A 23720-nucleotide genomic window follows, 5' to 3' on the forward strand; every position below is an offset into this window, starting at 1 on the left:
CGCGACGAGGTGGTGCGCCGAGGGCTCAGGTGGTGACCGCCGCCGGGATCACCCGCCGCTGATCCGGTACGCCCGGATGACGGTCTGCTCGACGGTGTTGCCGTCGGCGTCGGTCACGCTGGCGCGCAGCGACGCGTAACCATCCCCAGCCGGGTGCGGCACGAGCATCACCCCGCCGCCGGGGGTGTCCCGCACCTTCACCTCCCGCCACGTCGCGCCGTCGTCGAACGACACCGCCACGGACAGCCGGCGCGCCGGCCCCGCCGCCGAGCCCGGCTGCGGCACCACCCGCAGCGGGACCGGATGAACCCGGCCGGCCGGGGCCGCGTCGGCGGCGGCCAGTCCGGTGTCGAAGGCCACGGTGGTCAGCGGCAGCGGCCGCACCGCTCCGGCCGGTCCGGCGGCGGACCGGAAGGTCCAGGCCGCGCTGACCCGGGTGGAGAGCGGAACCAGGCCGGTCCGGTCAGCCGTCGCCTCCAGGCGGTACGCCGCCTCGCCGTCCGGCTGTCCGGGAAAGGTGCCGGACAGGTACGGTTCCTCGGCCACCAGGGCGCCGTCGCGGTAGAGCGCGGTCCGGCTGGTGTTGGTGTAGCCGCTGCCGAGCCGGCCGGCGCCGTCGCTGAACAGCGGCAGCGCCGCCTCGATGGTGTTGTCGGTGCGCTTCACCCCCCAGCTTCCCGCCAGCCCCGGGGCGCTCAGCGCCGGGCCGAAGACCCCGCGGTTCCACCGCTCGGTGTACTCCCGGCCGGCCCGATACCGGGTGAGCGGGCCGACTGCACCGCTGACGTACGCCCGCTGTCCGCTGTCCAGGCGGGTCCACTCGTCGAACCCGGAAACCCATTCGCCGCCGCCGTCGGTGTTGAAGTACTCGGTCCGGCCGAACGGCGTCTCGTACTCCAGCAGGCTGACGTTGCCCCCGGCGTCCATCCGGCCCGGCGCGATGGCGTACGCGTACTTCTCCGCCCTGCCGCCCGGCGCGAGTCGGGCATGCTCGGCGTGCACGGTGGCCAGGTCCGCCGCGGCGACCGCCCGGGTGAAGCCGGTGGGCAGGTGGCCGTCGACGAACCAGGCCAGGTTGTAGACGGTCGGGCTGCCGTTGACGCCGCCGACGGCGGTGGGCTCGGCGAACCAGGCGCCCACCTTCGCGGTCAGGGCGGGATCGGTGGCCGACCCCAGCTGGCCGGTGTAGAGGCGGGCCGGATCCCAGCTGAAGACCACCTCGCTGTGCCGGGCGCCGTTCGCGCTGACCTGGGTGGCGACCTCGGCGAGGTACTGGACGGCCGAGGTGGACGGCACCGACACGGTGACCGGGCGGCCGAGCCGGGCGTCCACCGGCACGGTCTGCGCGCCGGTCAGGTCGAGTCGCGGCTGGGCGAGCACCGTCGTGTCGGGGCTGCCGCTCCACGGGTCGGAGTAGACGGTGGCCAGCAGCGCGTACCGACCGGCGGGCAGCCGGAGCCGGACCGTGCCGCCGACCTGGTCGAGCCGGTACAGACCGGGGGCGTCGGTACGCACCAACGTGCCGGCGTAGAGCTCCGCCGGCCGACCGGCCCGGTCGATCATGTGCAGGGTCAGCTCGTGCTCCTCCGGGCCGGCGACCGCACCGAGCGGGGTGCGCACGACCTGCTCCCCCGCGGTCGCCACCAGGTATCCGGTGTAGTAGCCGTCCGCGGTCACCGCCCGGGTGTCGCCGGTCACCTCCACGGTGGCCTGCCCGCCCGCGGGCACCGTCACCCGGTCGGCGCTGGTGCTGAACAACCCGGCCGGCGGCGGTGCGCCGTCCGGTCCGCCGGCCCGGACCGCCAGGTCCAGGGTGATCGGCGCCGATCCGTGGTTGCGGTAGGTGAGCGTCCGGGTCACCGGATGGTCGTCGCCGTGCGGTGCCGGGTGGTGGCCGAGGCTGACGCTCGGCGGGTCCGCGGTGACCGCCTGGCCGATCGCCCGCGCCGCGTCGACCCGGCCGGCGCCATGCCCGAACACCCCGCCGTCCGGACCGGGGCTGGCCGAGCCCATCAGCGCCGCCTTGAGCTGCGGCGCGGACCAGTCGGGTCGGCGCTGGGCCAGGAGCGCGGCGGCGCCGGCCACGTGCGGCGTGGCCATCGAGGTGCCGGAGCTACCGACGTACGGCTGGCCGGGCTCCCCGATCCAGCCATCCGCGCTGCGGGCGGCGGTGATCTCCACACCGGGCCCGGTGAGGTCGGGCTTGACCGCGCTGTCGTGGAATCTCGGCCCCCGGCTGGAGAACCAGGCGAGCGCGTCGGTGCTGTCGACCGCGCCCACCGCGAGGGCGCTGTCGGCGCTGGCCGGCGAGCCGACGCTGGCATCCTGACCGTCGTTGCCCGCGGCGGCCACGAACAGCGTGTCGTACTGCTCGGTCAGGGTCTCGACGGCCGTTTCCATCGGGTCGTCACCGGCCGAGTCCGGCCCGCCCAGGCTCATGTTCACCACCGTCGCGCCCTGCTCGGCCGCCCACTGCATGCCGGCCAGGATCCAGGACTCGGCGCAGTCGCCGGTGGCGACGCAGACCTTGCCGCTGATCAGCCGGGCACCCGGCGCCACCCCCCGGTTCCGGCCATCGGAGGCGGCTCCGCTGCCGCCGATCGTGGACGCAACATGGGTGCCGTGGCCGTACCGGTCCCGGCCGTCCTCGGCGTCGCCGGTGAAGTTCTCCGCAAGCGCGATCCGTCCGACCAGGTCGGGGTGCGCAGTGTCCACCCCGGAGTCCAGCACCGCCACCGTCACCCCGGTGCCGTCGTATCCCGCCTGCCAGGCCGCCGGGGCGCCGATCTGGGGCACGCTGGTGGCCAACGAGAGCGTCCGCATCCCGTCCAGCCACACCTTTGCCATGCCGTCGGCCAGCGCGGTACGCCGGCCACCGCCGCCCGCCCGGCCGGCGGCCTCGGTGGTGCCGGTGATCCCGCGCCAGAAGTCCGCCATCGCGGCGCGGTCGGCCCGCATCGACACGCCGTCGATGGCGGGAAGTTCGCGGACCACCGTGGCGCCCGGCACCCCGGCGCCGTCCCGGCCCGACCGCCTCGCCCCACCGGCATCGTCGTACGCGACGATGAGCGGCAGATCGGCCCGCCGGTCGTAACCGTGCTCCAGCAGCAGCGTGACGTCGAAGAGGCGGCGGTCCAACCGGTCCCGCTGGATCAGTCCCAGGGCGTCGTGCGGGATGACGTATCGGCGCTGGCCGTCCTGTTGGGTCAGGAACCGTACCCCGGCGCGGCCCTGGCCCGGCTGGACGCGCAGCGGCCCGCCCCCGGACACGGTGACCCGGTCGCCGGTGACCAGCGTGACCGTCCGCGCCGCCCCACCCGGGAGCGACGGGGCGCCGGCCGCGACGGCCCCCGGGCCGGCCGCGACGGTCACCACCACGGCGGCCGATATCGCGACCACAACCGCCAGTGGGCGCGCGACGGCGACCCTCCACATTCGACGCATGTTTCCCCCGTGTCGTCGAGCGGTGCCTCAAGCCCGCCGATGGATCGGAGAGACATTCAACATCGAGGTGCGCTGATCGGTCAACCTGCGGCTCACCGACGCCGGCTTCACCTTGGACCATCCGAGGTGGTCGGCCGCCGCTGCGGACCTGGCGTCGCGGCGCCACAGGAGCTGACCAGTCCCCTACCGGATCGTCTCGTCGCCGAAGGTCGCGGCCAGCGCCTTCGCGATCAGGTCGGGCAGGTCGGTGCGGCCGTCGTCGTTCGCCCAGCGCACCAGCGCGGTGTGCATGGCGGCCAGGCAGGCGCTGGCGGCGGCCTCGGCCTGGAAGGCGGCGTCCGGGTCGGTGGCCTCGATCCCGAGACCGGCCACGATGGCCCGCTGTAGCGCGTAGTGGTTGTCCAGGTGCCTGGCCCGGAGGGCGGGCGTCGAGATCATCAGCCTCAGTCGGGCCAGTAGGAACCGGTCGTCGGAGGCGGTCAGCGCCCGCGCCGAGTCGACGAGCGCGCCGCCGATGCGGCGTGGCAGCGGCTGGCCGGCGGGCGTGGCGGCGATCCGCTCGGCGACCAACGGGCCGTTCTGGTCGACCAGCACCAGGTCCTCCTTGGTGGGGAAGTGCCGATACACCGTCATCGGGGACACCCCGGCGGCCTCGGCCACGTCGTTGACGGTCGTGCCGTCGTACCCGCGCTCGACGAACAACCGCACCGCGTGTGCCTGGATCACGCGCTGCGTCTCGGCCCGTCGCTGCTCCCGCAGGGTGGAGTGTCGCTCGCCCATGTGGTAGACACTATCGCACTGGTAGTAACTACCATTTAGGGAGTAGCTAACACATGGATGATCTGATCGGCAGGACAACCCTGGTGACCGGCGCGTCGCGCGGCATCGGAAAGGCCATCGCGCTCCGGCTGGCAGCGCGGGGTGCGACGGTCATCGCACACTTCGGCACGGACCAGGACGGCGCGTCGGAGACGGTCGACCAGATCGAGCGGGCCGGCGGAACGGCGTACGCCGTCGGCGCCGAGTTGGGTGTGACCGGAGACGTCGAGACCCTGTTCGCCGGGGTCGAGGCCGCGCTGGCCGGGCGGCAGCTCGACATCCTCGTCAACAACGCCGCTGCGCCACCTGCCGGCCCGCTCGGCGCCACCACACCGGCCGCCTTCGACCGGCTCTTCGCGGTGAACGTGCGGGCCCCGTACTTCATCATCGAGCGGGCGCTGGCCCTGCTCAACGACGGCGGCCGGATCATCACGATCTCGTCGGTGGCGACCCGGATGGCCAACGCCACCCAGACGTCGTTCGCCATGACCAAGGGCGCGGTCGAGACGATGACCCTGACGCTTGCCAACCAGCTCGGCGCCCGGGGCATCACGGTCAACGCCGTCGCGCCCGGCGCCACCCGGACGGCCACCAACGGGCCGGTTTTCGAGACCCCGGGGCTGACCGAACTGATCACCGGCATGACGGCGCTCGGCCGGCTGGGCGGAACCGGTGACGTCGCCGACGTGGTCGCGTTCCTCGCCTCCGACGCCGCGCGCTGGGTCACCGGGCAGGTCATCGACGCCAGCGGCGGCCTCTTCCTCGGCCCACGCGCTTGAGATTGCGCCCGGTCAGTGCCTGCGGCGCAATTCCCTTAGCACGCCGTGCCGGCGTAGGGCCCACGCCAGCCGCCGGACGCTGGGGTGCCGCACGAACAACACCGCGACCCGGCGGATCAGGCCGAACCGACTGTCCCGCACCTGATTCTCGGCCGCCGCCCAGATCAGCTCCCGCACCTTCGCGCTGTCGAGCACCGCCCGCACCTCACGCCGCACCGCGGGATCCTCGGCCGCCGACGCGACGGCGGCGGCCTGACCGGGCCGATCCGCCAGCGGCTCCACCGCCGCAGCGATCAGCGGCCGTCGCACCTCGTCGCGCTCCAGCAGCAGCAGTACGGCCTCGCGGATCTCGACCGAGTCCGACGCGGACCGCAGCAGGGTCAGCAGGCTGCGCTCAACCTCGCGGTTCTGGTCCGAGACGGCCAGCGCCGCCAGCAGCGTGGCCACCTCGTCGAGATCGATGAGGTGTTGCACACCGCTGCGGAACTCCGGCAGTTCCCAGGCGACCTGCAGACCCTTGGCGAGATTGCGGTTCATGGCCCACCCGCTACCCGGAAACGACAGGCGACGAAACCCGCGCTCGCCGGTGGCGGGGCGACAGCCCGTCCGGCGCAAATCACGACGGTCATGGGTGCGGCCGAGGTGGTGGCCCGGCCGCACCCGGTCCTGATCAGCAGACCGCCTGGCCCATGAAGTTCCTGAGGACGAAGTTGGCCAGCCCGGCCTGGAAGTAGCCGACACCAGCGCGGATCGGGTGCCCGGTGTACAACTCCACTCGGGAACCGATGCGAACGACGTACGCCTGCTCACCGTCGGGGTTGCGGATCAGGCGGCCGCGGTCGCCGTAGATGCTCTCGAGCTCGCTCCAGCTCATGCCGACCGACGCGCCGGCGGGAGACCGGGGCGGGACGGTGGCGGTGCCGACCTCCACCAGCCGGCCCGCCCGGAAGGCCAGAATGAGCGCCCCCGACCATTCGCCCGTCACTCCGGTGAGTACGACGTCACACTCCTGCGGCGGGGTGACCCAGTCGATCAGACCGGCCTCATGCAGGGCCTGCAGCCGAGCGCCGATCCGATACGGACCCGCACCGCGAACACTCAACACCGACCCGACGGGAAGCTCCATGGCGGTGCCGGCCGACGTCAGGCCGGCCAGTTCGGTGTACGCCGGGCCTGCTGCGCGGGGCGAGGCGGACCCGGGTAACGCCGCCATGACGAGCAGCCCCAGGGCCAGCACACCGACGGCGACGAAACGTGGAAATGAGGGACGATTCATGACAGCTCTCCTCAGTCGTGGCGACCTTCCAAGAAGTCAGTCCGCTCTCCACCCACTTTTGTTCGCCGCTTCCCGGCATCAGACCGGCAAGGTGGAACTTGACCGTACTCATGCTGATGTGCAGTTCTCGCGCGATCTCGGCGTTCGTCCTGCCACGGGTGGCCTCGACGCCGTCCAGGATCGGCATCCAGATGTCGAACAGGCACGTCCGGCCGTAGCCGGCAGGCCAGCGCGACCGCCACCCGCCCGTCGGCTACCTGCCTGACCACTGCTGGTCATCACCCGGGTCGCCTGGACCTGGCCGAGATAGCGGCGGGACGTCGCGCTGAGCGCCGCTCCTCGGCAGGAGATGGTCGTCAGACAACCGTGCGTGACCACTGCTGGTTGGTGCCGGTGTTGCAGGTGTACTGCTTGAGGACGACGCCGTCGGTGGTCGAGGCGGCGGGTACGTCCACGCATTTGCCGCTGTGGCGGGCGCGGAGTTGGAAGTAGCTGCCGTTGGTGACCAGTTGGAACTGTTGGTTGGTGCCGGTGCCGCAGGTGTACTGGATGAGGTCGGCGCCGTCGGTGGTGGAGGCGCTGACCACGTCGAGGCATTTGCCGCTGTGCCGGCTGATGATGCGTTGGTGGCCGCCGCCGGCGTCCTCGAACCGCCACTGCTGCCACGGGTTGCCGCCGTAGGTGTACTGGCCGATGCGCGCGCCGTTGTCGGTGTTCGGTTGCTGGACGTCCATGGCCTTGCCGCTGTGTCGCACGGTGAGCCGGTAGACCGATCCGGTCGATGGTGGCGGGGTCGTCGGGTCCGGTCCGATCGTGTCGCCCCACCCGTAGCGGATCCGGTCGGCGCCGGAGGGGTTGCGGACGGTCAGGTTGAGGTCGGTGCCGCTGCCGGTGAGGGCGAACATCGAGTACCAGTCGTAGCCGATGGTGCCGGGTTTGCCGCCCAGCGCCGGCCAGTAGGTGCCGCCCATCTGGTTGTCCCGCATCACCTGCGCCATGGCGCGGATGTGGCGCACGAAGTTGTCGGTGCTGCCCGCGTCGGCGTAGTTGCGGCCGTCGTTCATCGGCGCGCCGAACTCGGTCGCGACCGCCCGGGAGGCGCAGGTGCCCAGCCGGGTCTGGATGTGACTACGGAACGCGTCGTAGGACATCTCGCCGTAGAAGAAGGCGTAGTGGTGGAAGGAGAGCAACGTCGCGTTGAAGCGGCTGTCGTTGCAGATGTCGCGTAGGTCCTGGCTGTAGCCGGTGCCGCCGATGAGGACCCGGCTGGGCACCGCCGAGTAGTGGTGGCTGAGCCAGTTCGCCGCGACGTTGCGCCAGTCCGCCGAGCTGTAGCCGTGCGGCTCGTTCATCGGCTCGAAGTAGACACTGGGGTTCGAGCCGTACGTGTTGGTCACCGTGGACCACATCGCGTTCCACGCGGCGAGGTTCGTGATCCGCCCGCCCGAGGCGGCGCCGTCCTCCCAGTAGGCGAGGATGACCTTGAACCCGCGGGCGGTGGCGGCGTCGATGGCGCCCCGGTACGCCTCCCACCACGCGGTCCCCACCGTGTGGGTGTTGATCGGCAACCGGACGGTGTTGACCCCCATGCTGGCGGCCATGTCGTCATAGAGGGCATTGGCCTTGGCCCGCACCGTCGCGTTGCTGTCCGACGCGCTCATCCCATGCAGCACGAGCGGACCGGTGCTGAAGTTGTCACCCAACACCGCCCAGTTCATGCCACGGAACTGGGCGGTGGCAGCAGCCGCCGGCGACGCCGCCACGACGACGACGACACCAGTCACCGCCGTCAACGCTCCCACCAGGGCGACCAACAGACGGCGCAACAGCCGGGCGCTCCCCGACGGGTACGCCTGGGGCAGCCCGCTCCGTGTCATGACATGTCCAATCGGCAGGTACGTTAAGGCCGTGTTACGGGCAAGTGTTAGCGCTCTCATCCCGGCTGTCAAGGCATCGAAGACGATCGACGTCGGGTCGGCGAGAAAAAGTCGTTGCCCCGACGATCATCCGGGGCGTACCGTTTGAGCACAGGCAAGGACCGGAGCGACCGAGCGAGGAGGACCGACGTGTTGCGGCAAGCCAACAGTGCACCGTGGCGACTGATGTCGCTCGGCGAAGCGGTCGCGCCTTGTAACGGTCGCGTCCGAATTGACGACTATGAGCTGGATGGGTGGCCCGGCTAGACCGGAGCCGATCGCGTAGCCGCCCACCCAGGCCAGGGACCGGGCGGCTTTTTCGTACCCCGATCCCAGATCTTTGTTCGTGCTCAGGGGTGTAGCTCAGTTCGGTCAGAGCGCCGGCCTCCAAATCCGGATGTCGCGGGTTCGAATCCTGCCGCCCCTGCTTCTCCCCCGACCTCGGCCGGCGGGACTGATAGTTGAGAACTCCACAGCGGATGGCATGAAATCCGGCGGCGCCGCCTGCGCAGCAAATGGCTGCGCCGCCGGGAAACGGGAACGACCGGCGCGGTGACCGGACCTGGTTTGGGACCAGGAAGCGTGGGGTTCGACTCCCCAGTTCCCGACGCATGCGGTACTCGCCACAGGTAGGGCACCACTCTTCCACAGTGGCACAGACCGGGTTCGAGTCCCGGGTACCGCTCTCGATGGGGATTCGGCTAGTCGGCAGGCCACCGGGTTTTGGCCCCGGACGGGCGGGTTCGAATCCTGCATCCCCAGCCACGCCCCGGTAGCCCAACGGTAGAGGCGGCCGGCCAAACCTGGCTCAGTGCGGGTTCGAGTCCCGCCCGTGGTACCACGGACTTTCAAGGCCATGCGGCTGTAGCTCAACGGCAGAGCGCCACCTTGCCGAGGTGGACATCGGGGTTCGACTCCCCGCAGCCGCTCCAACCGAACAACCACGACAACGAAGGGAGTATCCGGTGGACGTGCTGGTCATCAACGCCGATCTCGGCCCGCTCCACCGGGTCAGTCTCCGGCACGCGATCCGAATGCTCTGCCGGCAGGTCGCCGAGATCCACGAGGCGCAGCCCGACCGGCTGATCGGCGTCTACCCGATGCCGACCGTGGTCCGGCTCGTCCGGTATGTCGTCACGAAGTGGCGCTACGCCAGGGGGCCGACCTGGTCCCGCAAGGGCGTGCTCACCCGCGACGGCCGCACCTGCGGCTACTGCGGCGGGCACGCCACCACCGTCGACCACGTCCTGCCCCGCTCGCGCGGTGGCCGGAACTCCTGGTCGAACACGGTGGCGTCCTGTTACGACTGCAACCAGCGCAAGGGCGACCGCACCCCCGCCGAGGCGGGCATGACGTTGCGGTCCAAGCCGGCGGCGCCCACGTGGGTCGCCCTCGCCCAGCGCTGATCCGGCCGGCGGAAACCAGGGGGTCCGCCGGCCACCTTCCCGGATCGTCCAATCGGTAGGACGCCTGACTCTGGATCAGGAAATCGCCAGGTTCGAATCCTCGTCCGGGAGCGCAACGCGCGGGGGTCGGTTCGAGTCCGGCCGGCGGCTCCACGGGGTACGTGCTGGTGCACAGGCTCGCTTTGCAAGCCTGCCGCGCGGGGTTCGACTCCCCGGTACTCCACGCAGTTCATGCCCGGATGGCCCAACGGGAGAGGCGCGGCGCTCAGAACGTCGTTGTTGCAGGTTCGAATCCTGCTCCGGGTACGCAGCACGCCCACACGGAAGGGTGGCGCCCTTCCGCCACGTCGCCGTGGCCAAGCCCGGTTAAGGCACCTCGCTGATATCGAGGAGATCGGTGGTTCAACTCCACCCGGCGACACGCATGCCCCGGTAGCTCAACTGGACAGAGTGGCGGTCTACGAAGCCGGAGGTTGCAGGTTCGAGTCCTGCCCGGGGCACAGACTTGGAGGGGACAGCCGACAGCCGGCGCCGGCCGCGGTTTCGAAAACCGTTGGGGAAAACCCGTAGAAGTTCGACCCTCCTCCCCTCCGCTCGCGGGCCGCGAGCATGGATGGTCATGCTCCGGACTCTTAATCCGGAGAGCAGGGTTCGAGTCCCTGGCGGCCCACGTCCACCCTCGGTAGCTCAATGGACAGAGCAGCAGGTTTCTACCCTGCGATGTGCGCGTTCGAGTCGCGCCCGAGGGACTTCGCCGCTTGCGCCTGACGGGACGGGCTCCTGGCTTTTACCCAGGATTGACGGGGATCGAGACCTCGGGGCGGCACTTGCGGGATGGCGCAGTGGTAGCGCGGCGGGCTCATAATCCGCAGGCCCCAGGTTCGACTCCTGGTCCCGCCACGTTCCGGTAGCTCAGCCAGGTGGAGCGCCGCCTCGACACGGCGGTGGTCGGAGGTTCGAATCCTTCCCGGAACACTTGGTCCCACGTCGCCCAATCGGTAGGGCAGGCGGCTGTTAATCGTCAAGGTGCTGGTTCGAGTCCAGCCGTGGGAGCCATGCCCGCGTAGCTCAACGGAAGAGCGTCTGGTCCACACCCAGAAGGTCGGAGGTTCGACACCTTCCGCGGGCACTTCACCCCATGCGGGCGCGCCACCGATGGTGAGGTGGGGCCGGCTGTAACCCGGCTGCTTGACGCTGAGGAGGTTCGAATCCTCTCGCCCGCACCATGCCCTCGTAGCTCAGCGGATAGAGCACCGTCCTCCGACGGCGGGTTGTCGCTGGTTCGAATCCAGCCGAGGGCACGCACGGTCGAATGCCCGAGTGGTCAGGGAGCGGTTTGCAACACCGTCTACGCCGGTTCGAATCCGGCTTCGGCCTCGGATGCCATCCGCTGTGGTCTCTCGTGGCGGGACGTTGGCTGTCCAGCCGCCGCTCATAACGGCGGTCCGCCCGGTTCGACACCGGGAGCCACGACGGGTACGACCGACGCGACAGGTCAGTCTGTCCCTTCGCGGACGTCCTTCCCCTGCTCGGCGAACGCCTTGAAATCCTGCATGTGCTGTTGCGACTGCTTGCGGAAGGCGCCGGGCATGAGGAGCCCGACCAGTCGCATCAGCGGGCTGCTGAACCGGAATTCGCTCTCGCTCTCCCAGCGCGTCGTCTCCGGACCGGCTTCGGTCAGCCGATCGCGCACCACACTCCACATGCCCGCGCCGACGGTCTCGCGGTCGAAGTGGACGACCACATCTTTCGGGATCCCGTGCAGATCTGCCGGCTCCCGGCGGGTGACCGTCTCGGTCAACTCCAGCTGCCGCTTTCCCGCCTGCAGCACGACCCGGGATGTGGTGCCGACCTGTCCGTGTTCCCCGTTCACCGGCTCGTGCAGCACCATGCCCCGCAGCCACTTCGGTAGGTGTGCCGGGTCGGCGAGCAGTTGGGCCACCTTCTCCCGTGGCAGGTCGATCTCGATCGAGTTGGCGTACCTCAAGGCGCGAATTCCCTTCAGGGTGCGTAGAACGTGGTGGTGGCCTCGACCGCGGCCGCGACGTGCCCCGGTTCGCCACCGGCAGCCAGGTGGGCCTCGCCCCAGGCGGCGGCGCTGCGCCGGATGAACTCGCGCCCTTCGGGCGACTTCTGGGCCACCTCGTGGCCGACGGTCTCGCCACCGGCCAACAGCCCGGCCAGGGCGAGGAGAGCCAGGTCCCAGCCGACGCCGCCCGCACCGGGGCCGTAGGTCGGGAAGAGCGGCTCGTCGACGTACGCCGCGTGGATCAGCTCGAATTCGGTCCCGCCGGTCGGGTCCGGGGCGAGGCGCACCTGCACCTCGCTCGTGCCGGGCCACGCGTCGGCGTCCGGCCCGTAGAGCCAGGACACCTTCAGCAGACGCGGCGGCTCGCACCGGAGGATCTCGCCGTGCTCACCACCGTCCAGCTCGAACTTCCCACCTGGCCGCAGGTCCCCGGTGACCGGCTTCAACCAGCGACCCAGCCGCTCGGGGCTGGTGATGGCGTCCCAGACGTCATCAACCTGCGCGTCGTATCGACGCCGCAGCTCGATGGTGTACGCGTCGCCGGCGGGCACCCGACCCGTGCCCATCGCCCGGCGAGCGGCGGCCAGTTCCTCCAGTACGTCTTTCATGTCACGCTCCCTTCGCTGATGGATCGGTCCTGCCCGCACCGAGCCCGGACCCGGTCCGCTGGTCGAGCTCCTGCCCAGCCGCAGTCCGAGCTGCCCGCCGACCCCTGGCCAGCTCGGTTTCCAGCGCGTCGAGGCGCTGTTCCCAGAAGCGGCGGAACCGGTCCAGCCACGCGTCGACCTCGCGTAGTGCCGCGGGTTCGACGGCGTAGAACCGGCGGGTGCCCTCGGTCCGCACCGACGCGAACCCGCTGTCCCGCAGCACGCGCAGATGCTGCGAGACAGCGGGCTGGGAGATGCCGAACTCGGCCCGAATCACGTCCGTGATCGCGCCGGAGGTCTGCTCACCGTCGGCGAGCAGCTCCAGAATGCGCCGGCGTCGAGGGTCGCCGAGGATGTCGAACGCGTGCACGACCGGAATAGTACCGGCCATCGCTTATATAAGCTAGTGCTGGCATGAAGCGGCGCCCGCGACCTCAGGACCGGAGTGCCTCGATGAGCTTCTGCACGCGACGGGTCCGGGTGTCGTCCCCCTTAGCGCCCTCCGCGGACAGGGCGTGTGCCCGCTGCTTGCTGTAGGAGAGAGCCGACCAGGCCCGCGCGGCCGCCGGGTCCGCGTCGAGCGCCGCCGCCAGGGCGGCGGGAACCTCGACGGTACGGGGAGCGTCGTCGACCGCCAGGGCCACCTCGATCTCGTCGCCGGCGCCCTTGCCGGTCTTCGCCCGGGTCTCGGCGTTGAACGAGATCAGGAACTGGCCGCCCATCGACGCGATCGTGTTCCGGTACGTGTAGCCACCGTCGATCGTGACGCGGACCGGAACGCGCTTGCCCCGACCGAGCGACAGCACGACCACCTCGGGTACGACGATGCCCACGTTGTGCCGCCTGCTCCCCACAGGGTGGTACGGAAGCTGACCATCGCGAGCACTCCCTCGGATTTCTGGCTGGTATGACGGGTTCGATCCCACCACGAATGCCCAGGTCAGGAATACGTCGGGGAACGCCCGCAGGACCATGAGCCGCGAGGACGGCGACAGGGCGTCCTGACCGGGGTACTGCTGTCACCACCGCTGTCCGACGACTGGACGAGCTGGCCGGCAACGACACGGGCGGCCGGTCGACCCCGATCCGCCAGACGATCGACGAATTCCTCGGCCGGCACGCTCAGAGCTCGTCGTAGTCCAGAAGTCCATTCTCCAGTACGTGCCGACGGAAACCACCGGGGCCAAAGGGTAGGTAGTAGTCACCTTCCAGAAGGTCGTCGGCTAGTGCCTCGACCATGACTGTCGTTAGTTTCCGCGCTCGGATCGCATCGCAGAGCAGCGGCACGGTTGCTGTGACCTGGATCCCTTTCTCTTCCGCAATATTGCGTGGTATAGCGTCGTCTATCACCACTTCGCATTTGTAAATTTGCCCCATGGCGAGGACCCCACATTCACCTTGGTTGCTCTCCCCGACCACCAGTCGGTCAGCGTAGTGGGCAAATGCTTCACTGAAATCACGGGCCGTTGATCGGTGAACATGGATCCAACTGGCATCCAGCACCGCCCGAACCGCCGACACATGCTCCGTGGCGTTGGTGAGTTCGCGCGCAACGGTATCGGGGATGTAGACAGGGCGCTCTCCTGCAAGAAAACGCAAGATCCCGAGCCATCCATGAATCGCGAAATGCCGTAACGGGCCGGTGTCGAATACCCAGGCGTCACTGGGAACCGTCACGATACGAACTTCCAGATCTCATCGGGCCGCCGCTCGCGAACGTTCGGCAGATCGGCCTCGTCGAAAGTGTATTGAAGCAATTCGAGTGCCCGTTCACGGCTGATTCTCTCATCGCGTACGAGCCGCAGTACCGCAAGCGCAAACGGTCGGGGGACCGTCGTTCCTGCCATCTCCTCAAGGGGGACGTGCAGTTCCATTTCAACAATGTCGGTCTGGGTCGTACGATACCTGCGTACGGAAGCTACTGTTTCGCTGTCAGCCAGCCCCAGTTCCTTCAAGCGCGTTGCGAGAGTAGCCATGTCGACCCGGAATTCACTCGCGATTTGAATTGCCGCACCACGCTCTCCTGATAGAGCAACCTTGGCAGGCCATTGCCGCGCGATCACAGCCTCAGGCAGTAGCAGTGCGCGCGAGAAACGATCGAGACGCGATTCCATGGGGACTGCATCATCGGAGTGGTCGGCCACCCGCCAGTCAACGGTGTAGGCGTCTGCGATCAGGTAGTGACCGAGTTCATGTGCCAGCGCAAGTCTCCTGCGGCCAACCTTCATGTAGCTGTTGACGAGACTAACACCTCCACGAGGCAACAAGACCGTACCGGCGTCAGCAGTGTCCTTTCCGATATCGCGCGAGAACACCAACAGTCCGACACTTGCAACGCTCTTGGAAATATTGCGAATGGGTTCCTCAGCCGAAAGGGACATCAAATCACGTGCTTTCACCGCGAGCGCCTCGGCCTCCGCGTTGGTGGAGGGCCGCGTGATGTCAACCCGAGAGATTGCATCGGCTGCATCGAGACCTAACTCCTCAACGTCCAATGAGGCGACGAACTCCACCTCGTTGGCAAGGCTCGCAAGCAGTGCATCAACCTGCGAGTCTGCGGTGTCCAGGCCCTGGCTGGACCGATGCGCAATAAGCGCTGGCACTGAGTCCTGGAAGAACGTCGACATACGCACACCGACAGCGGCGGCCACGTCCGACAGCTCAAGCGCCGTGACCTTGCGTACGCCCGCCTCGATCTTGTTTACGACCGTGCGCTCGAGTCCAACCGCTCGCCCAAGGTCTTCTTGACTCATGCCCACACGCTTGCGGGCTTCGCGGATGCGCTCGCCTAGCGCGCGTTCGTCAATCTCGGCCATAGGTGCGATTATCGCACATAGGCAGCGAGAGCGCGAAGGATCCGTAGTAGCAGCGGCGGCCACTCGGAGTGCTGCTTCGCGACGACGAGGGCAGGATTCTGCTCGTCGAGCCGGTGAAAACGCTCGCCCGAACGGCTGCATCTCGAGATGCGGGGACGCGGCTCAGCCCCGGGGCAGTGTCCGGCCGTCGGGCAGCGTTCGGCCGGACAGGAGTGCCACCAGCGAGCCGCTATCGGCGCGTACGGATTGGCCGTTTCCCCAGCTCCAGTCGGTGTCGGCGGCCGCCAGCCGGACACCGGTCAGGTCGACCCCGAACCAGGCGCCACCCGCGGCGGTGAGCTGGTCGAGGACGGCGGTCACCGCATCGGCTGGTGCGACCGCGGGCCGGTCGAGTGCGATCGTCACGTCCAGGGAGTGGATGACGGCATGGCGCAGTGCCCCGGCCGCGCCGCCGCCCGGCGGCTGCCACGCGTGCAGCCCTCGGGACCGGAGCTGGTCGAGAAGGTCGGTCACGGGCAGCGAAGCGTCCCGGGCGGCCACGGTGTTGGAGAGCACGGTGAAGTCGCCGCCGGCCGCCGCCATCTCGGCCCCGAACTGCTCGGGAGTCAGTCGGGCCGGCATCGTCACGTGTGCGATGACGTGGCGCACGAGCCACTTGTCGCACAGCGACGGGGCGTCCCAGCTGTCGGCGGCCGTGGTGCTCAGGAGATCGGCGAGCCCCTGGTAGGTCGGCGCCACCCAGGTCTGCGGGTCGGTCACGATCGGTCTCCCTGGATGAGGTGGGCAAGGTGCTCCCCGAGCTTGTCGAGGGAGGTGAGGAAGCCGGCGCGGGCCTGCGGCTCGCGCATCGGCTCGGGCACATGCCGCTGGTGGATGACGACAGCGGTGCTGCCGTCGCCGAGGTCGTCGAGGGTGCTTGTGGTGTGCATCCCGGTCGCCGGCTCGACCCAGGCGAGCCGTTCGGGCGGGACGACCTCGGTGAAGGTGGCGACCATCCGGTGGCTGCCGTGCTCGCCGCGCATCAGGGTCTCGAACCGGCCACCGGGGCGAAGTTCGACGATGATGCCGTCGATCGGCGTGGTCATGCCGCGTGGTCCCCAGAACTGCGCGAGTTCGGCCGGCTCGGTGAGACACCGCCACACCAGCTCGCGCGGCGCGCGGAAGACCCGCCGGTAGACGAGTTCGTCGTCGTTCACTTGTTGGCCGGGTCCTGCAGGCGGGCGAGGTGCGTCTCCAGCCGATCCATCCGCTCCGACCACGCGCGCCGGCTCTCCTCGATCCAGGAGAGCGCGGCGCCGAGCACCGCCGGTTCGAGCCGGCACGGCCGGGTCTGCCGGTGCCGCCCCCGGCTGATCAGGCCGGACTGTTCGAGCACCCGGAGGTGCTGCGACACGGCCTGCATGGTCATGGCGTACGGCTCGGCCAGCTCCTTGACCGTCGCCTCGCCCACGCTCAGCCGGGCCACGATGTCTCGCCTGGTCCGGTCGCTGAGCGCCGTGAACAGGGCATCGAGCTGCTGATCCTCGGCGGTACTTACCATGCGGGTTACTCAAGCATCTGCTTTATCAAGTGTCAACTAGAGGAACTCGCCCTCTACCTGACTGGGTTCTCCGTTTTACGCGTTGTACGCTGCGGTGGTGGTGGAGCGGGACTACGGCTGGACGGATGCCGGCAAGGCCAGCGCGATGAGCCTGAGCCGGGATCCGCGGACCATGAGCCGCGAGGAGCTGGTGGCGTACTTCGACCGGGGCGGCGACATCTCCGAACTGCTGCGCGACGCGGCGAGAGGCCCCGACCTGGGTCCGGCGCCGACCCCGGAGAGCGTGCCGATGATCGTGACCGGGGTACGGCTGTCCGCCACCGCCGTCCGACGGCTGGACGAGCTGGCCGGCAACGACAAGGGCGGCCGGTCGGGCCTGATCCGCCAGGCGATCGACGAGTTCCTCGCCCGGCACACCACCGAAGCGGCCTGAGCCGGATCAGCTGCGGAGTCCGGCCAGCGCTCGCGGCCGGCGGGCCGTCAGCCGAGCAGGCCCGCGCGCTGGGCGAGCATCGCCGCCCGCACCCGATTGTCACAGCCGAGTTTCGCGAAGACCCGGTACAGGTGGGTCTTCACCGTCCCCTCACTGACCCAGAGCCGGGCGCCGATCTCCGCGTTGGACAATCCCTGCGCGACCAACACCAGAACCTCGCGCTCACGATCGCTGAGCGTGGCGACCATCCGCAGCTCCTCCTGCGCGGGGGCGGGCGGCGGCGGCAGCCGGTCGAGCACCTGCCGGGTGACCTTCGGCGACAGGAACGCGGCGCCGGAGGCGGCGGCCCGGATCGCCTGGGGCAGTTCCTCGGCGGCCGACTCCTTGAGCAGAAAGCCGGCCGCGCCCGCGGCGAGCGCCTGGGCGACGTACTCGTCCTCGCCGAACGTGGTGAGCACGACGACGGACACCGAGGGGGCGACCCGACGGATCTCGCGCAGCGCACCCAGCCCGTCTAGGACCGGCATCCGGATGTCCAGCAGCGCGACGTCCGGCCGGTGCCGCACGGTGAGGTCGACCGCCTCGCGGCCGTCGGCCGCCTCCGCGACGAGCTCGAATCCTCCGCTGGCGCCCATGATCGCCGCGATGGCGGTACGGATGAGCCGGTCGTCGTCGGCCAGCAGAACGCGGATGTCACTCACGACAGGGCTTCCCGTCATCGTCTGGTCAGGACCCCTCGTCCAGGAACTCCTGCTTGTCGACGAGGACGCCGTCGCGAAAGCAGAACCGGAATATCAGGTCCTGCCCGGTCTCCACGGCGAGCTGCTCGGCCAGGGAGGCACGGTAGTCGACGCAGCTGGCGTCCGGCGCCACCACTCCCCCGACCGCACCGCTGATTCCGCCGTCATCGGGCAGCAGCGCGCGGACCTCGTCGGCGTCCTGGCCGACGCGGGCCTGGTCGAACGTCGCGCGGTCGACGGTGACGAAGGCGGTGGTGAGCCACAGCCCGGCGCCGCAGATCGCCAACACGCCGCAGATGGCAAGCGTGGTCGCCGCGAGCGTGAGCCGGGACCGACGGCGGTCCCGGTCGACCAACTCCGCGAAGTCGGCGCGAGCGGCCGGCGGCGGCGCCGGCCCTGCCGCGGCCGCGACCAGCGCCGACTCCGCCGGGTCCGCCAAGGTCGCCGGGTCCGCCGGACTCTCGGGGTACGGGAGTATCGCCGCCAGCCGGAACCCGCCGTCGGGGGTCGCGCCGTGGTACAGCGTGCCGCCCGCAACCCGGACCCGCTCGGCCAGGCCCAGCAGACCCTGCCCGGAGGTCTGCCGGACGACCCTTCGCCCGGCCGTATTGGTCACACTCGCGACCAGGGCGTCCAGCTCGTACCGCAGCGACAGCACGATGTCGCCGCCGTGCGCGTGGCGCAGCGCGTTCGTCACCCCCTCCTGGATCACCCGGTAGGCCGCGTGTTCGGTGAGCGGAGCGAGTGGACGGTCGTCGCCCGCTCCGACGATCGTGACCCGGGAGCCGGCCGCGCGGGCGCTCTGCGCCAGCTCGTCGAGGCTGGTGAGTGACGGCACCGGCGACTGTGTGTCGTCCTGGCCGAGGATGCCCAGGATCTGCCGCAGCTCGGCCATCGCCGCGGCCGACGTCTCCCGCAGCAGCGGCGCGTTGCCGTCGCGGGACATGCCCGCGTAGAGCGAGATCAGGGTCAGTTTGTGACCGAGCGAGTCGTGCAGGTCCCGGGCGATGCGGGTCCGTTCGCGGGCCTGCGCCTGCCGGGCGATGTCGTCCTGCTGGCGGTGCAGCAGCACGTTGCGGCGGTGCATGGCGGCGAGCAGTGTCCGACGTCGCCGCACCAGCCGCCCGGCCGCGGCAGGGAAGACCGCGAACAGCACGAACGCCGCCGACAGTACGACGGCCGTCGACGCGTCAGGTCGCTCCTCCCACCACCACGCCGCGCCGAGGAAGCAGGCCCAGGCCGCGGCCAGGCCGACGGCGAGCTGCCACCACCGGGCCGCGCGGTAGCTGAACGACACGCTCAGCACCGCCAGCAGCAAACTGTTCTCACCGCCGGTCCAGAGGCCAACGATCGCGGCCGCGAGGTAGGCGGCCAGCGGATTCACCAGCCGACCCACCAGCAGGATCGGAGTGCTCACGCCAACCAGCCAAGGCGCCGCCGGGTGGACGCCGGCGGTGACCGCCGGGATCGTCGACCCGGCGGTCACCAGCACCGTCAGCAGGATCTCGTAGGTCAGTCGCCACGACCCAGCCCGGCGCAGCGTGGCCAGAACCATTGCGTATTCCTACCAGTCACCGGCGCCCGCTCACCCGCCGCCGCCCCGCGCGATCCGCTCCACGGCGTCGCGCGCCTGGAGGATGCCGGCGCCGGTGCGCTCCCGGTAGATGCGGATGGCCCGGGCCCGGTCACCGCCGCCGAGAATTCTCGTGACGTCCTTGTGCAACGCGGCGAAATCGATCGGTTTGCTGGCGACCACCGCGCGGGCGCGCCGATTGAGGTATCCGGCAGTGATCAGCATGAGGACTCCGACGAGGCCGATACCCAGCACAATCTTCCATGTCATGCGGGAAAGTCTGTCGGTGGCGGCCCGCTGCCCGCGTCTGCCGGACGACTGACGCTCAGCGGGCCACGCTCAGTCTTTCGTTGACTTGACCATCTCGCGCCGGCTGACCTTGACCTCAAGCGCGGTGGAAGTTCAAGACTGGTTGTTCTCCGTCAGCAACCGGGAGGTAACGCCATGCACGCCGTCGTGCTGCACGAGTTCGGACCCGCTCACAATCTCCGCTACGAGACCTTCCCCGATCCCGTACCGGGGGCGGGCGAGGTCCGGATCCGGGTGGCGGCCGCGGGCGTCCACCAGATCGAGACGGCGATGCGGCAAGGTCTGGATATCGGACCGCCGCTTCCCGAACTTCCGGCGGTCTTCGGCGGAGAGGTGGCCGGGGTCGTCGAATCGGTCGGCCCGGACATCGACAACGACTGGCTCGGCGCCGAGGTGGTGACCGCACGCAGCAGACCCGGAGGCTATGCCGAACTCTCGGTCGCCAACGTCTCGTCTCTACACCGGATTCCGGCCGGCCTGGGGCCCGAGGCCGCCGTGACGATGGTAATGACCGGCACCACCACCATCGGTCTGCTCGACATCGCCGAGGTCACCTCCGACGACGTCGTCCTGATCACCTCCGCTGCCGGTGGCATCGGCCGGCTGGCCGTCCAGTTCGCCCGCCAGGTCGGCGCCACGGTCATCGGCGCGGCGGGCGGCCCGGCGAAGACGGCGGCCGTGCGCGCACTCGGGGCCGACTTCGCGGTCGACTACAACCTGCCGGGCTGGGCGGGCACGCTCCGCGCCGCCCTGGACGGGCGCGGCGTCACGCTTGTGCTCGACGGTGTCGAGGGCGACAACGGACGGGCCGCGTTCGGGCTGCTGGCCGAAGGCGGTCGTTACGTCACCATCGGCGCGGCGTCCCGGGAGGAGTTCCGACCCGATGAGACGGAGCTGAAGGAGCGCGGCGTGACCTTCATCGACGCGCTGGCCCTGCTCCTGGCGGGCCAGGACCGGGCCGTGGACGAGGTACGAGCACTCGCGGCGGCCGCTGAGGGCAGACTCGTGCCCGCCTTCCAGACCTTCCCCCTCTCGCAGGCCGCCCAGGCACACGCCGCCCTGGAGGCCCGGGAAACGACAGGCAAGGTCATTCTCGTCCCCGACGACCGGCTGCTGCCCTGAGGTCGTGGCGCCTGCCGGCCGGCAGGCGTGGCCGGTCCGGTCAGTGCCGGCGCCACTCGTGGTCGTACCCGTTGTCTCTCCTGCCCTCGTCCCGGTCGGCGACCGTGGTGCGGTAGCCGGTGGCGTCGAGGCGGGCGGTGGCGGGGCGGCCAGGGTGGCGGGCGGCGAGGCGGCGTACCGGGTCGGTCAGGGTTGCGGTGTCGAGCAGGTCGGCGAGGTGGCCGGTGATCGGCTTGGGGTGTTGTGGGATGGGGATCGGGTGGTTCGGGTCGGTGGGGACGGCGGCGGCGATGACCGCGCCGAGGTAGCGCAGGCAGTACGCGACGGCTTCCGGGACGCTGTGCCGGTGCGCCTCCGGATGCCGGCCGATGGGGGCGGCCGGGTCGACGAGGTTTACCGCCCATGTGACGCCGAGGCGGCGGCGGGGGTCGCCGGGGTCGAGGCGGTGGTCGACGGCGGTGATCTCGATGGCGAGGTCCAGGCCGAGGGCGAGCCGGGCGAGGTCGGCCAGGCCCGGTCCGGGCCAGTCGTTGGCGCGGACGATCAGCCGGCCGGCGGGCAGCCCGGTCGCCACCCGGGTCAGGTAGGCGCGGATCGGGTCGGCGGTCGGGTCGGGCAGCTCGATGATCCCGTCACGGAGGTGCTGCCCGATGACGTGGGCGCCGTCGAGACCTGTCAGGTCGTGTGGTCGTACCCCGAAGATGTTCGCCCAGCCGGTGAGCCGGTAGTGGTCGGGTAGCCGCAGGACGGGCGGGCCGCCGCCGTAGCTGGCGACGATTGTGGCGGGCGGGTCGGGGTCGTCGGGGCGCCAGTTCAGGTGCAGGTAGCGGCCGCGCAGGTCGGTGACGGTGAGTACGGCGCCGTGCAGGAGTCGGCGGGTGCCCCGGCAGCGGGGGCAGGTGCGCTCGTCGTCGCCGGTGCCGGTGGCGTCGCAGCGCCGGCAGGGGCTGGTCGGGATGGGGTCGCCCTGGTGCCGTGGGGCGGGCGGTTCAACCGCACGTCGTACGGCGGTGGGGTGGGTGCTTGAGGCGGCCGGCGCCGGGTCGTGGGCGGGTCGTAGGGCGGTGTGCCACCAGTGGCGGTCGCGCCAGATCGCCTGCGCCCCGGCGGCGGTCCGGCAGTCGTGGGTGAGCCGCCGTTCGAGCTGGTCGAGGTCGGGCAGCGGGCCGGGGCGCCGCTCTCCCCCGGCGGTCGGCGGGCCGGCGACGTAGGCGGGCGCGAGGTAGTGGGCGGGGGTCCACGGGTCGGGCCGGTCGAGGCCGATGGCGGCCTGGTCGACGGTGGTGCCGGCGACCGCGGCCCACAGGTCGTCGAAGAGCTGGTAGCCGCGGTCCGGCGGCGGGGCGCCGGGGTGGGCGAGGTGGATGTCCCAGGCCAGCCCGGAGCGGGTCGCCCCGGGGCGGGCGTCGATGACCAGGTCGACGCGGAGCTGGTCGGCGAGGTCGCAGAGCCTTCGCAGGTGGCCGGCCGGGTCCGGTCGGACCGGCGGGCGGGGGTCGCCGATCAGGACGATCCAGCTCCGGCCGGCGCCTCGGGCCGCCAGCACCCGGGCCTCCAGCTCGTGCCGGTACGCGGTCGGCAGGTCAGGTTTCCAGTCGGCGGGCAGGCTCAGGTCGTACGCGATGGGTTCTATGGGTTTGTGGGGTTGGTCGGGCTCGGTGAGGGTGGCGGCGGCGACGCCGGCCTGGGCGGCGAGGTCGACGATCAGCGCGCCGACCGGCAGCCGCCACCGCCCGCTCGGGCTCCGGACCGGCTCCAGAGCGCCGGGTACGAGGTTGGCGCTGGCGACCTGGCCGGTGCCCGGGTTCGCCACGCTTATCACGAGCTGGGCGCGTGGCCGGGTCATGCCGCCGCCCCTGGTCGGAACTGGGACTGCCACTCGCGTAGCGCCTGCTTGATCCGCAGGTTCTCGTCTCGGGTGGTGGCCAGCTCGGCGCGGAGTGCGGCGAGTTCGTCGGCTACCAGGTGCAGGAAGGCGCGCACCTCCCCCGGGTCGCAGCCGTGCCGGATGTGCTCCGGGAAGCGGCGGTCGCGCACCTGGCCGGGGCTGATCGGCTCGTGCCGCACGCTGCGGTAGTACGCGCCGCCGTTCGGGCTGCGGCGGCCCACGCGGGGCGGGCCGCTGCTGGCTGGGTTCGCGATGCGGGTACGGGCGTCGAGGTCGGCGAGGAGCTCGGCCCGCCGGCGGTGGCGGCGGAGGCTCGGGAACAGGCGTCGCAGCAGTCGGCGCACGGTGGGACCACCCTTCGAGGTCTCAAGAGTCGTGCCGGGTTGTGCCGTGAACGGTTGGAAGGGCGGCCCGACCCCGGATAGGGGGAAGGCAGGGTCGGGCCACCCGCCCTGCGACCGCAGCCTCAATCGGCGAGTACGACCACAGAGCCGCTGGATAGTTGCCTGGGTACGACTGACGGGTCGCCGCACCGCTGGGTGACGAACAGAGCACTGCCGATCGACTTGAGCCGGGCCCTCGATCGGCTCTTCCAACCTTGGCTAGACCTTGGCTGTTTGTCAAGGGCTCTAAGCATACTGGCCAGCGCTTCAGGGCGGACTGCTTGACGCGTTGACCAGATGTCCGGCAAGCGCATCCATAACGTCAGGCACGTGGTCAACCTCGTCTACGGGCACGCTGAGCTCGGCGAACGCCTGCGCGTTTCGCGGCAGCGGTTGGCCGAGATCACCGCTCGGCCGGACTTTCCGGAGCCGATCGACAACCTGAAGTCCGGCCGCGTTTGGTTGAAGGCAGACATCGAACGCTGGATCAAGAAGCACCGCCCCAACTTGGACCGCCCTGACGAGGAGTGACAAGCGCCCGGAGCCCTTCGGCCTCCCAGCCAACTCCGACCTCATGGGTCAAGTACGGCAAAACAACCT

General features: G+C 70.3%; 24 protein-coding genes, 19 tRNA genes and 1 pseudogene. 24 read left to right on the forward strand and 20 right to left on the reverse strand.

Translation table 11 applies throughout. From position 1 onward, the window contains the following. Nucleotides 1–48 precede the first annotated feature (48 nt). Together O7627_RS19745 and O7627_RS19750 are read right to left on the reverse strand one after the other, a co-directional pair. Nucleotides 49–3435 (reverse strand): S8 family serine peptidase, encoded by a 3387-nt coding sequence (locus O7627_RS19745; RefSeq protein ID WP_278095000.1) that lies wholly within the window; start codon nt 3433–3435, stop codon nt 49–51. A 192-nt stretch (nt 3436–3627) separates the two neighbouring features. Beyond that, nucleotides 3628–4224, reverse strand: coding sequence for a TetR/AcrR family transcriptional regulator (locus tag O7627_RS19750; protein WP_278095001.1), 597 nt, complete (start codon nt 4222–4224; stop codon nt 3628–3630). A gap of 53 nt (nt 4225–4277) precedes the next feature. Between O7627_RS19750 and O7627_RS19755 the strand changes: the two genes are divergently transcribed. Continuing rightward, nucleotides 4278–5042: an SDR family oxidoreductase gene (locus tag O7627_RS19755; protein WP_278095002.1), complete on the forward strand. Its 765-nt coding sequence runs from the start codon at nt 4278–4280 to the stop codon at nt 5040–5042. 12 nt (nt 5043–5054) lie between these two features. Here O7627_RS19755 and O7627_RS19760 read toward each other — a convergent pair whose 3' ends face one another. From O7627_RS19760 to O7627_RS19775, 4 genes and pseudogenes are all read right to left on the reverse strand, one after another. Beyond that, nucleotides 5055–5579, reverse strand: a complete 525-nt coding sequence (locus tag O7627_RS19760; RefSeq protein ID WP_278095003.1) for a hypothetical protein — start codon at nt 5577–5579, stop codon at nt 5055–5057. A 133-nt stretch (nt 5580–5712) separates the two neighbouring features. After that, complete coding sequence (locus O7627_RS19765; protein WP_278095004.1) at nt 5713–6318, reverse strand: hypothetical protein; 606 nt, start codon at nt 6316–6318, stop codon at nt 5713–5715. A gap of 115 nt (nt 6319–6433) precedes the next feature. Beyond that, nucleotides 6434–6505, reverse strand: a pseudogene (locus tag O7627_RS19770) (hypothetical protein); the annotation flags it as partial. A 169-nt stretch (nt 6506–6674) separates the two neighbouring features. Further along, nucleotides 6675–8195 (reverse strand): RICIN domain-containing protein, encoded by a 1521-nt coding sequence (locus O7627_RS19775; RefSeq protein ID WP_278095005.1) that lies wholly within the window; start codon nt 8193–8195, stop codon nt 6675–6677. 391 nt (nt 8196–8586) lie between these two features. On the opposite strand from O7627_RS19775, the gene O7627_RS19780 reads away from it, so the two are divergent. The 20 genes from O7627_RS19780 (at nt 8587) to O7627_RS19875 (ending at nt 11017) form a co-directional block, all read left to right on the forward strand. Continuing rightward, a tRNA-Trp gene (locus tag O7627_RS19780) sits at nt 8587–8661 on the forward strand. Between the two features lie 108 nt (nt 8662–8769). Then, nucleotides 8770–8842: transfer RNA gene (locus O7627_RS19785), tRNA-Pro, on the forward strand. Nucleotides 8843–8847: 5 nt separating this feature from the next. After that, nucleotides 8848–8919: transfer RNA gene (locus O7627_RS19790), tRNA-Gly, on the forward strand. Nucleotides 8920–8924: 5 nt separating this feature from the next. Further along, nucleotides 8925–8999: transfer RNA gene (locus O7627_RS19795), tRNA-Gln, on the forward strand. Nucleotides 9000–9092: 93 nt separating this feature from the next. After that, nucleotides 9093–9166: transfer RNA gene (locus tag O7627_RS19800), tRNA-Gly, on the forward strand. A gap of 33 nt (nt 9167–9199) precedes the next feature. Continuing rightward, a complete protein-coding gene (locus tag O7627_RS19805; protein ID WP_278095006.1) occupies nt 9200–9640 on the forward strand; it encodes an HNH endonuclease in 441 nt (146 codons plus the stop codon). Between the two features lie 37 nt (nt 9641–9677). Beyond that, a tRNA-Gln gene (locus O7627_RS19810) sits at nt 9678–9751 on the forward strand. A gap of 43 nt (nt 9752–9794) precedes the next feature. Beyond that, nucleotides 9795–9863: transfer RNA gene (locus O7627_RS19815), tRNA-OTHER, on the forward strand. Nucleotides 9864–9873: 10 nt separating this feature from the next. Next, nucleotides 9874–9946: transfer RNA gene (locus O7627_RS19820), tRNA-Leu, on the forward strand. Between the two features lie 40 nt (nt 9947–9986). Continuing rightward, nucleotides 9987–10061, forward strand: a tRNA-Ile gene (locus O7627_RS19825). Between the two features lie 5 nt (nt 10062–10066). Next, nucleotides 10067–10140, forward strand: a tRNA-Arg gene (locus O7627_RS19830). Nucleotides 10141–10238: 98 nt separating this feature from the next. Next, nucleotides 10239–10310: transfer RNA gene (locus O7627_RS19835), tRNA-Lys, on the forward strand. A gap of 6 nt (nt 10311–10316) precedes the next feature. Next, nucleotides 10317–10389 (forward strand) — tRNA-Arg (locus O7627_RS19840). A 79-nt stretch (nt 10390–10468) separates the two neighbouring features. Then, a tRNA-Met gene (locus O7627_RS19845) sits at nt 10469–10540 on the forward strand. A 1-nt stretch (nt 10541) separates the two neighbouring features. Next, nucleotides 10542–10615: transfer RNA gene (locus tag O7627_RS19850), tRNA-Val, on the forward strand. A 5-nt stretch (nt 10616–10620) separates the two neighbouring features. Continuing rightward, nucleotides 10621–10696: transfer RNA gene (locus O7627_RS19855), tRNA-Asn, on the forward strand. A gap of 1 nt (nt 10697) precedes the next feature. Then, nucleotides 10698–10769: transfer RNA gene (locus tag O7627_RS19860), tRNA-Val, on the forward strand. A gap of 11 nt (nt 10770–10780) precedes the next feature. Further along, nucleotides 10781–10866: transfer RNA gene (locus O7627_RS19865), tRNA-Tyr, on the forward strand. A gap of 1 nt (nt 10867) precedes the next feature. Next, a tRNA-Arg gene (locus O7627_RS19870) sits at nt 10868–10941 on the forward strand. A 5-nt stretch (nt 10942–10946) separates the two neighbouring features. Further along, nucleotides 10947–11017, forward strand: a tRNA-Cys gene (locus O7627_RS19875). 118 nt (nt 11018–11135) lie between these two features. Here the strand turns inward: O7627_RS19875 and O7627_RS19880 are convergent. The 9 genes from O7627_RS19880 to O7627_RS19920 all read right to left on the reverse strand — a co-directional run bounded on the left by O7627_RS19880 (nt 11136) and on the right by O7627_RS19920 (nt 16672). Further along, complete coding sequence (locus tag O7627_RS19880; protein ID WP_278095007.1) at nt 11136–11627, reverse strand: SRPBCC family protein; 492 nt, start codon at nt 11625–11627, stop codon at nt 11136–11138. Nucleotides 11628–11641: 14 nt separating this feature from the next. Continuing rightward, on the reverse strand, nt 11642–12277 hold the full coding sequence (locus tag O7627_RS19885; protein WP_278095008.1) for an SRPBCC domain-containing protein: 636 nt from the start codon (nt 12275–12277) through the stop codon (nt 11642–11644). A 1-nt stretch (nt 12278) separates the two neighbouring features. Next, nucleotides 12279–12686, reverse strand: coding sequence for a metalloregulator ArsR/SmtB family transcription factor (locus O7627_RS19890; RefSeq protein WP_278095009.1), 408 nt, complete (start codon nt 12684–12686; stop codon nt 12279–12281). A 64-nt stretch (nt 12687–12750) separates the two neighbouring features. Continuing rightward, nucleotides 12751–13149 carry a YdeI/OmpD-associated family protein gene (locus O7627_RS19895; RefSeq protein WP_278095010.1) on the reverse strand — a complete coding sequence of 133 codons (399 nt, stop codon included), beginning with the start codon at nt 13147–13149 and terminating at the stop codon, nt 12751–12753. Between the two features lie 289 nt (nt 13150–13438). Next, nucleotides 13439–13993: a nucleotide-binding protein gene (locus O7627_RS19900; RefSeq protein WP_278095011.1), complete on the reverse strand. Its 555-nt coding sequence runs from the start codon at nt 13991–13993 to the stop codon at nt 13439–13441. Beyond that, entirely contained in the window at nt 13990–15132 is a 1143-nt protein-coding gene (locus O7627_RS19905; RefSeq protein WP_278095012.1) for an XRE family transcriptional regulator, read from the reverse strand. Before O7627_RS19905 ends, O7627_RS19900 begins: the two co-directional genes overlap by 4 nt. Before the next feature lie 162 nt (nt 15133–15294). Further along, entirely contained in the window at nt 15295–15891 is a 597-nt protein-coding gene (locus O7627_RS19910) for a maleylpyruvate isomerase family mycothiol-dependent enzyme (RefSeq protein WP_278095013.1), read from the reverse strand. Continuing rightward, nucleotides 15888–16328 carry an SRPBCC domain-containing protein gene (locus O7627_RS19915; RefSeq protein WP_278095014.1) on the reverse strand — a complete coding sequence of 147 codons (441 nt, stop codon included), beginning with the start codon at nt 16326–16328 and terminating at the stop codon, nt 15888–15890. The genes O7627_RS19910 and O7627_RS19915 overlap by 4 nt, the downstream gene beginning before the upstream one ends. After that, nucleotides 16325–16672, reverse strand: coding sequence for a metalloregulator ArsR/SmtB family transcription factor (locus O7627_RS19920; protein WP_278095015.1), 348 nt, complete (start codon nt 16670–16672; stop codon nt 16325–16327). Before O7627_RS19920 ends, O7627_RS19915 begins: the two co-directional genes overlap by 4 nt. Nucleotides 16673–16769: 97 nt before the next feature. On the opposite strand from O7627_RS19920, the gene O7627_RS19925 reads away from it, so the two are divergent. After that, nucleotides 16770–17105 carry a ribbon-helix-helix protein, CopG family gene (locus tag O7627_RS19925; protein WP_278095016.1) on the forward strand — a complete coding sequence of 112 codons (336 nt, stop codon included), beginning with the start codon at nt 16770–16772 and terminating at the stop codon, nt 17103–17105. Nucleotides 17106–17152: 47 nt separating this feature from the next. On the opposite strand, the gene O7627_RS19930 is transcribed toward O7627_RS19925, so the two are convergent. Genes O7627_RS19930 through O7627_RS19940 form a run of 3 tightly spaced genes read right to left on the reverse strand, consistent with a single transcriptional unit; the run spans nt 17153 to nt 19643 of the window. Then, a complete protein-coding gene (locus O7627_RS19930; RefSeq protein ID WP_278095017.1) occupies nt 17153–17824 on the reverse strand; it encodes a response regulator transcription factor in 672 nt (223 codons plus the stop codon). 7 nt (nt 17825–17831) lie between these two features. Continuing rightward, a complete protein-coding gene (locus tag O7627_RS19935) occupies nt 17832–19400 on the reverse strand; it encodes a histidine kinase (protein ID WP_278095018.1) in 1569 nt (522 codons plus the stop codon). Nucleotides 19401–19430: 30 nt separating this feature from the next. Further along, complete coding sequence (locus O7627_RS19940; RefSeq protein ID WP_278095019.1) at nt 19431–19643, reverse strand: hypothetical protein; 213 nt, start codon at nt 19641–19643, stop codon at nt 19431–19433. 219 nt (nt 19644–19862) lie between these two features. Between O7627_RS19940 and O7627_RS19945 the strand changes: the two genes are divergently transcribed. Then, nucleotides 19863–20849 carry a zinc-binding dehydrogenase gene (locus O7627_RS19945; protein ID WP_278095020.1) on the forward strand — a complete coding sequence of 329 codons (987 nt, stop codon included), beginning with the start codon at nt 19863–19865 and terminating at the stop codon, nt 20847–20849. 40 nt (nt 20850–20889) lie between these two features. Here O7627_RS19945 and O7627_RS19950 read toward each other — a convergent pair whose 3' ends face one another. Together O7627_RS19950 and O7627_RS19955 are read right to left on the reverse strand one after the other, a co-directional pair. Next, nucleotides 20890–22695 (reverse strand): hypothetical protein, encoded by a 1806-nt coding sequence (locus O7627_RS19950; RefSeq protein ID WP_278095021.1) that lies wholly within the window; start codon nt 22693–22695, stop codon nt 20890–20892. After that, entirely contained in the window at nt 22692–22991 is a 300-nt protein-coding gene (locus O7627_RS19955; protein WP_347404714.1) for a DivIVA domain-containing protein, read from the reverse strand. Before O7627_RS19955 ends, O7627_RS19950 begins: the two co-directional genes overlap by 4 nt. Nucleotides 22992–23450: 459 nt before the next feature. Here O7627_RS19955 and O7627_RS19960 point away from each other — a divergent pair, with 459 nt between their 5' ends. Beyond that, complete coding sequence (locus tag O7627_RS19960; RefSeq protein ID WP_278095023.1) at nt 23451–23651, forward strand: DNA-binding protein; 201 nt, start codon at nt 23451–23453, stop codon at nt 23649–23651. Nucleotides 23652–23720 lie beyond the last annotated feature (69 nt).

The organism is Solwaraspora sp. WMMD1047, from assembly GCF_029626155.1.
GTDB lineage: Bacteria > Actinomycetota > Actinomycetes > Mycobacteriales > Micromonosporaceae > WMMD1047.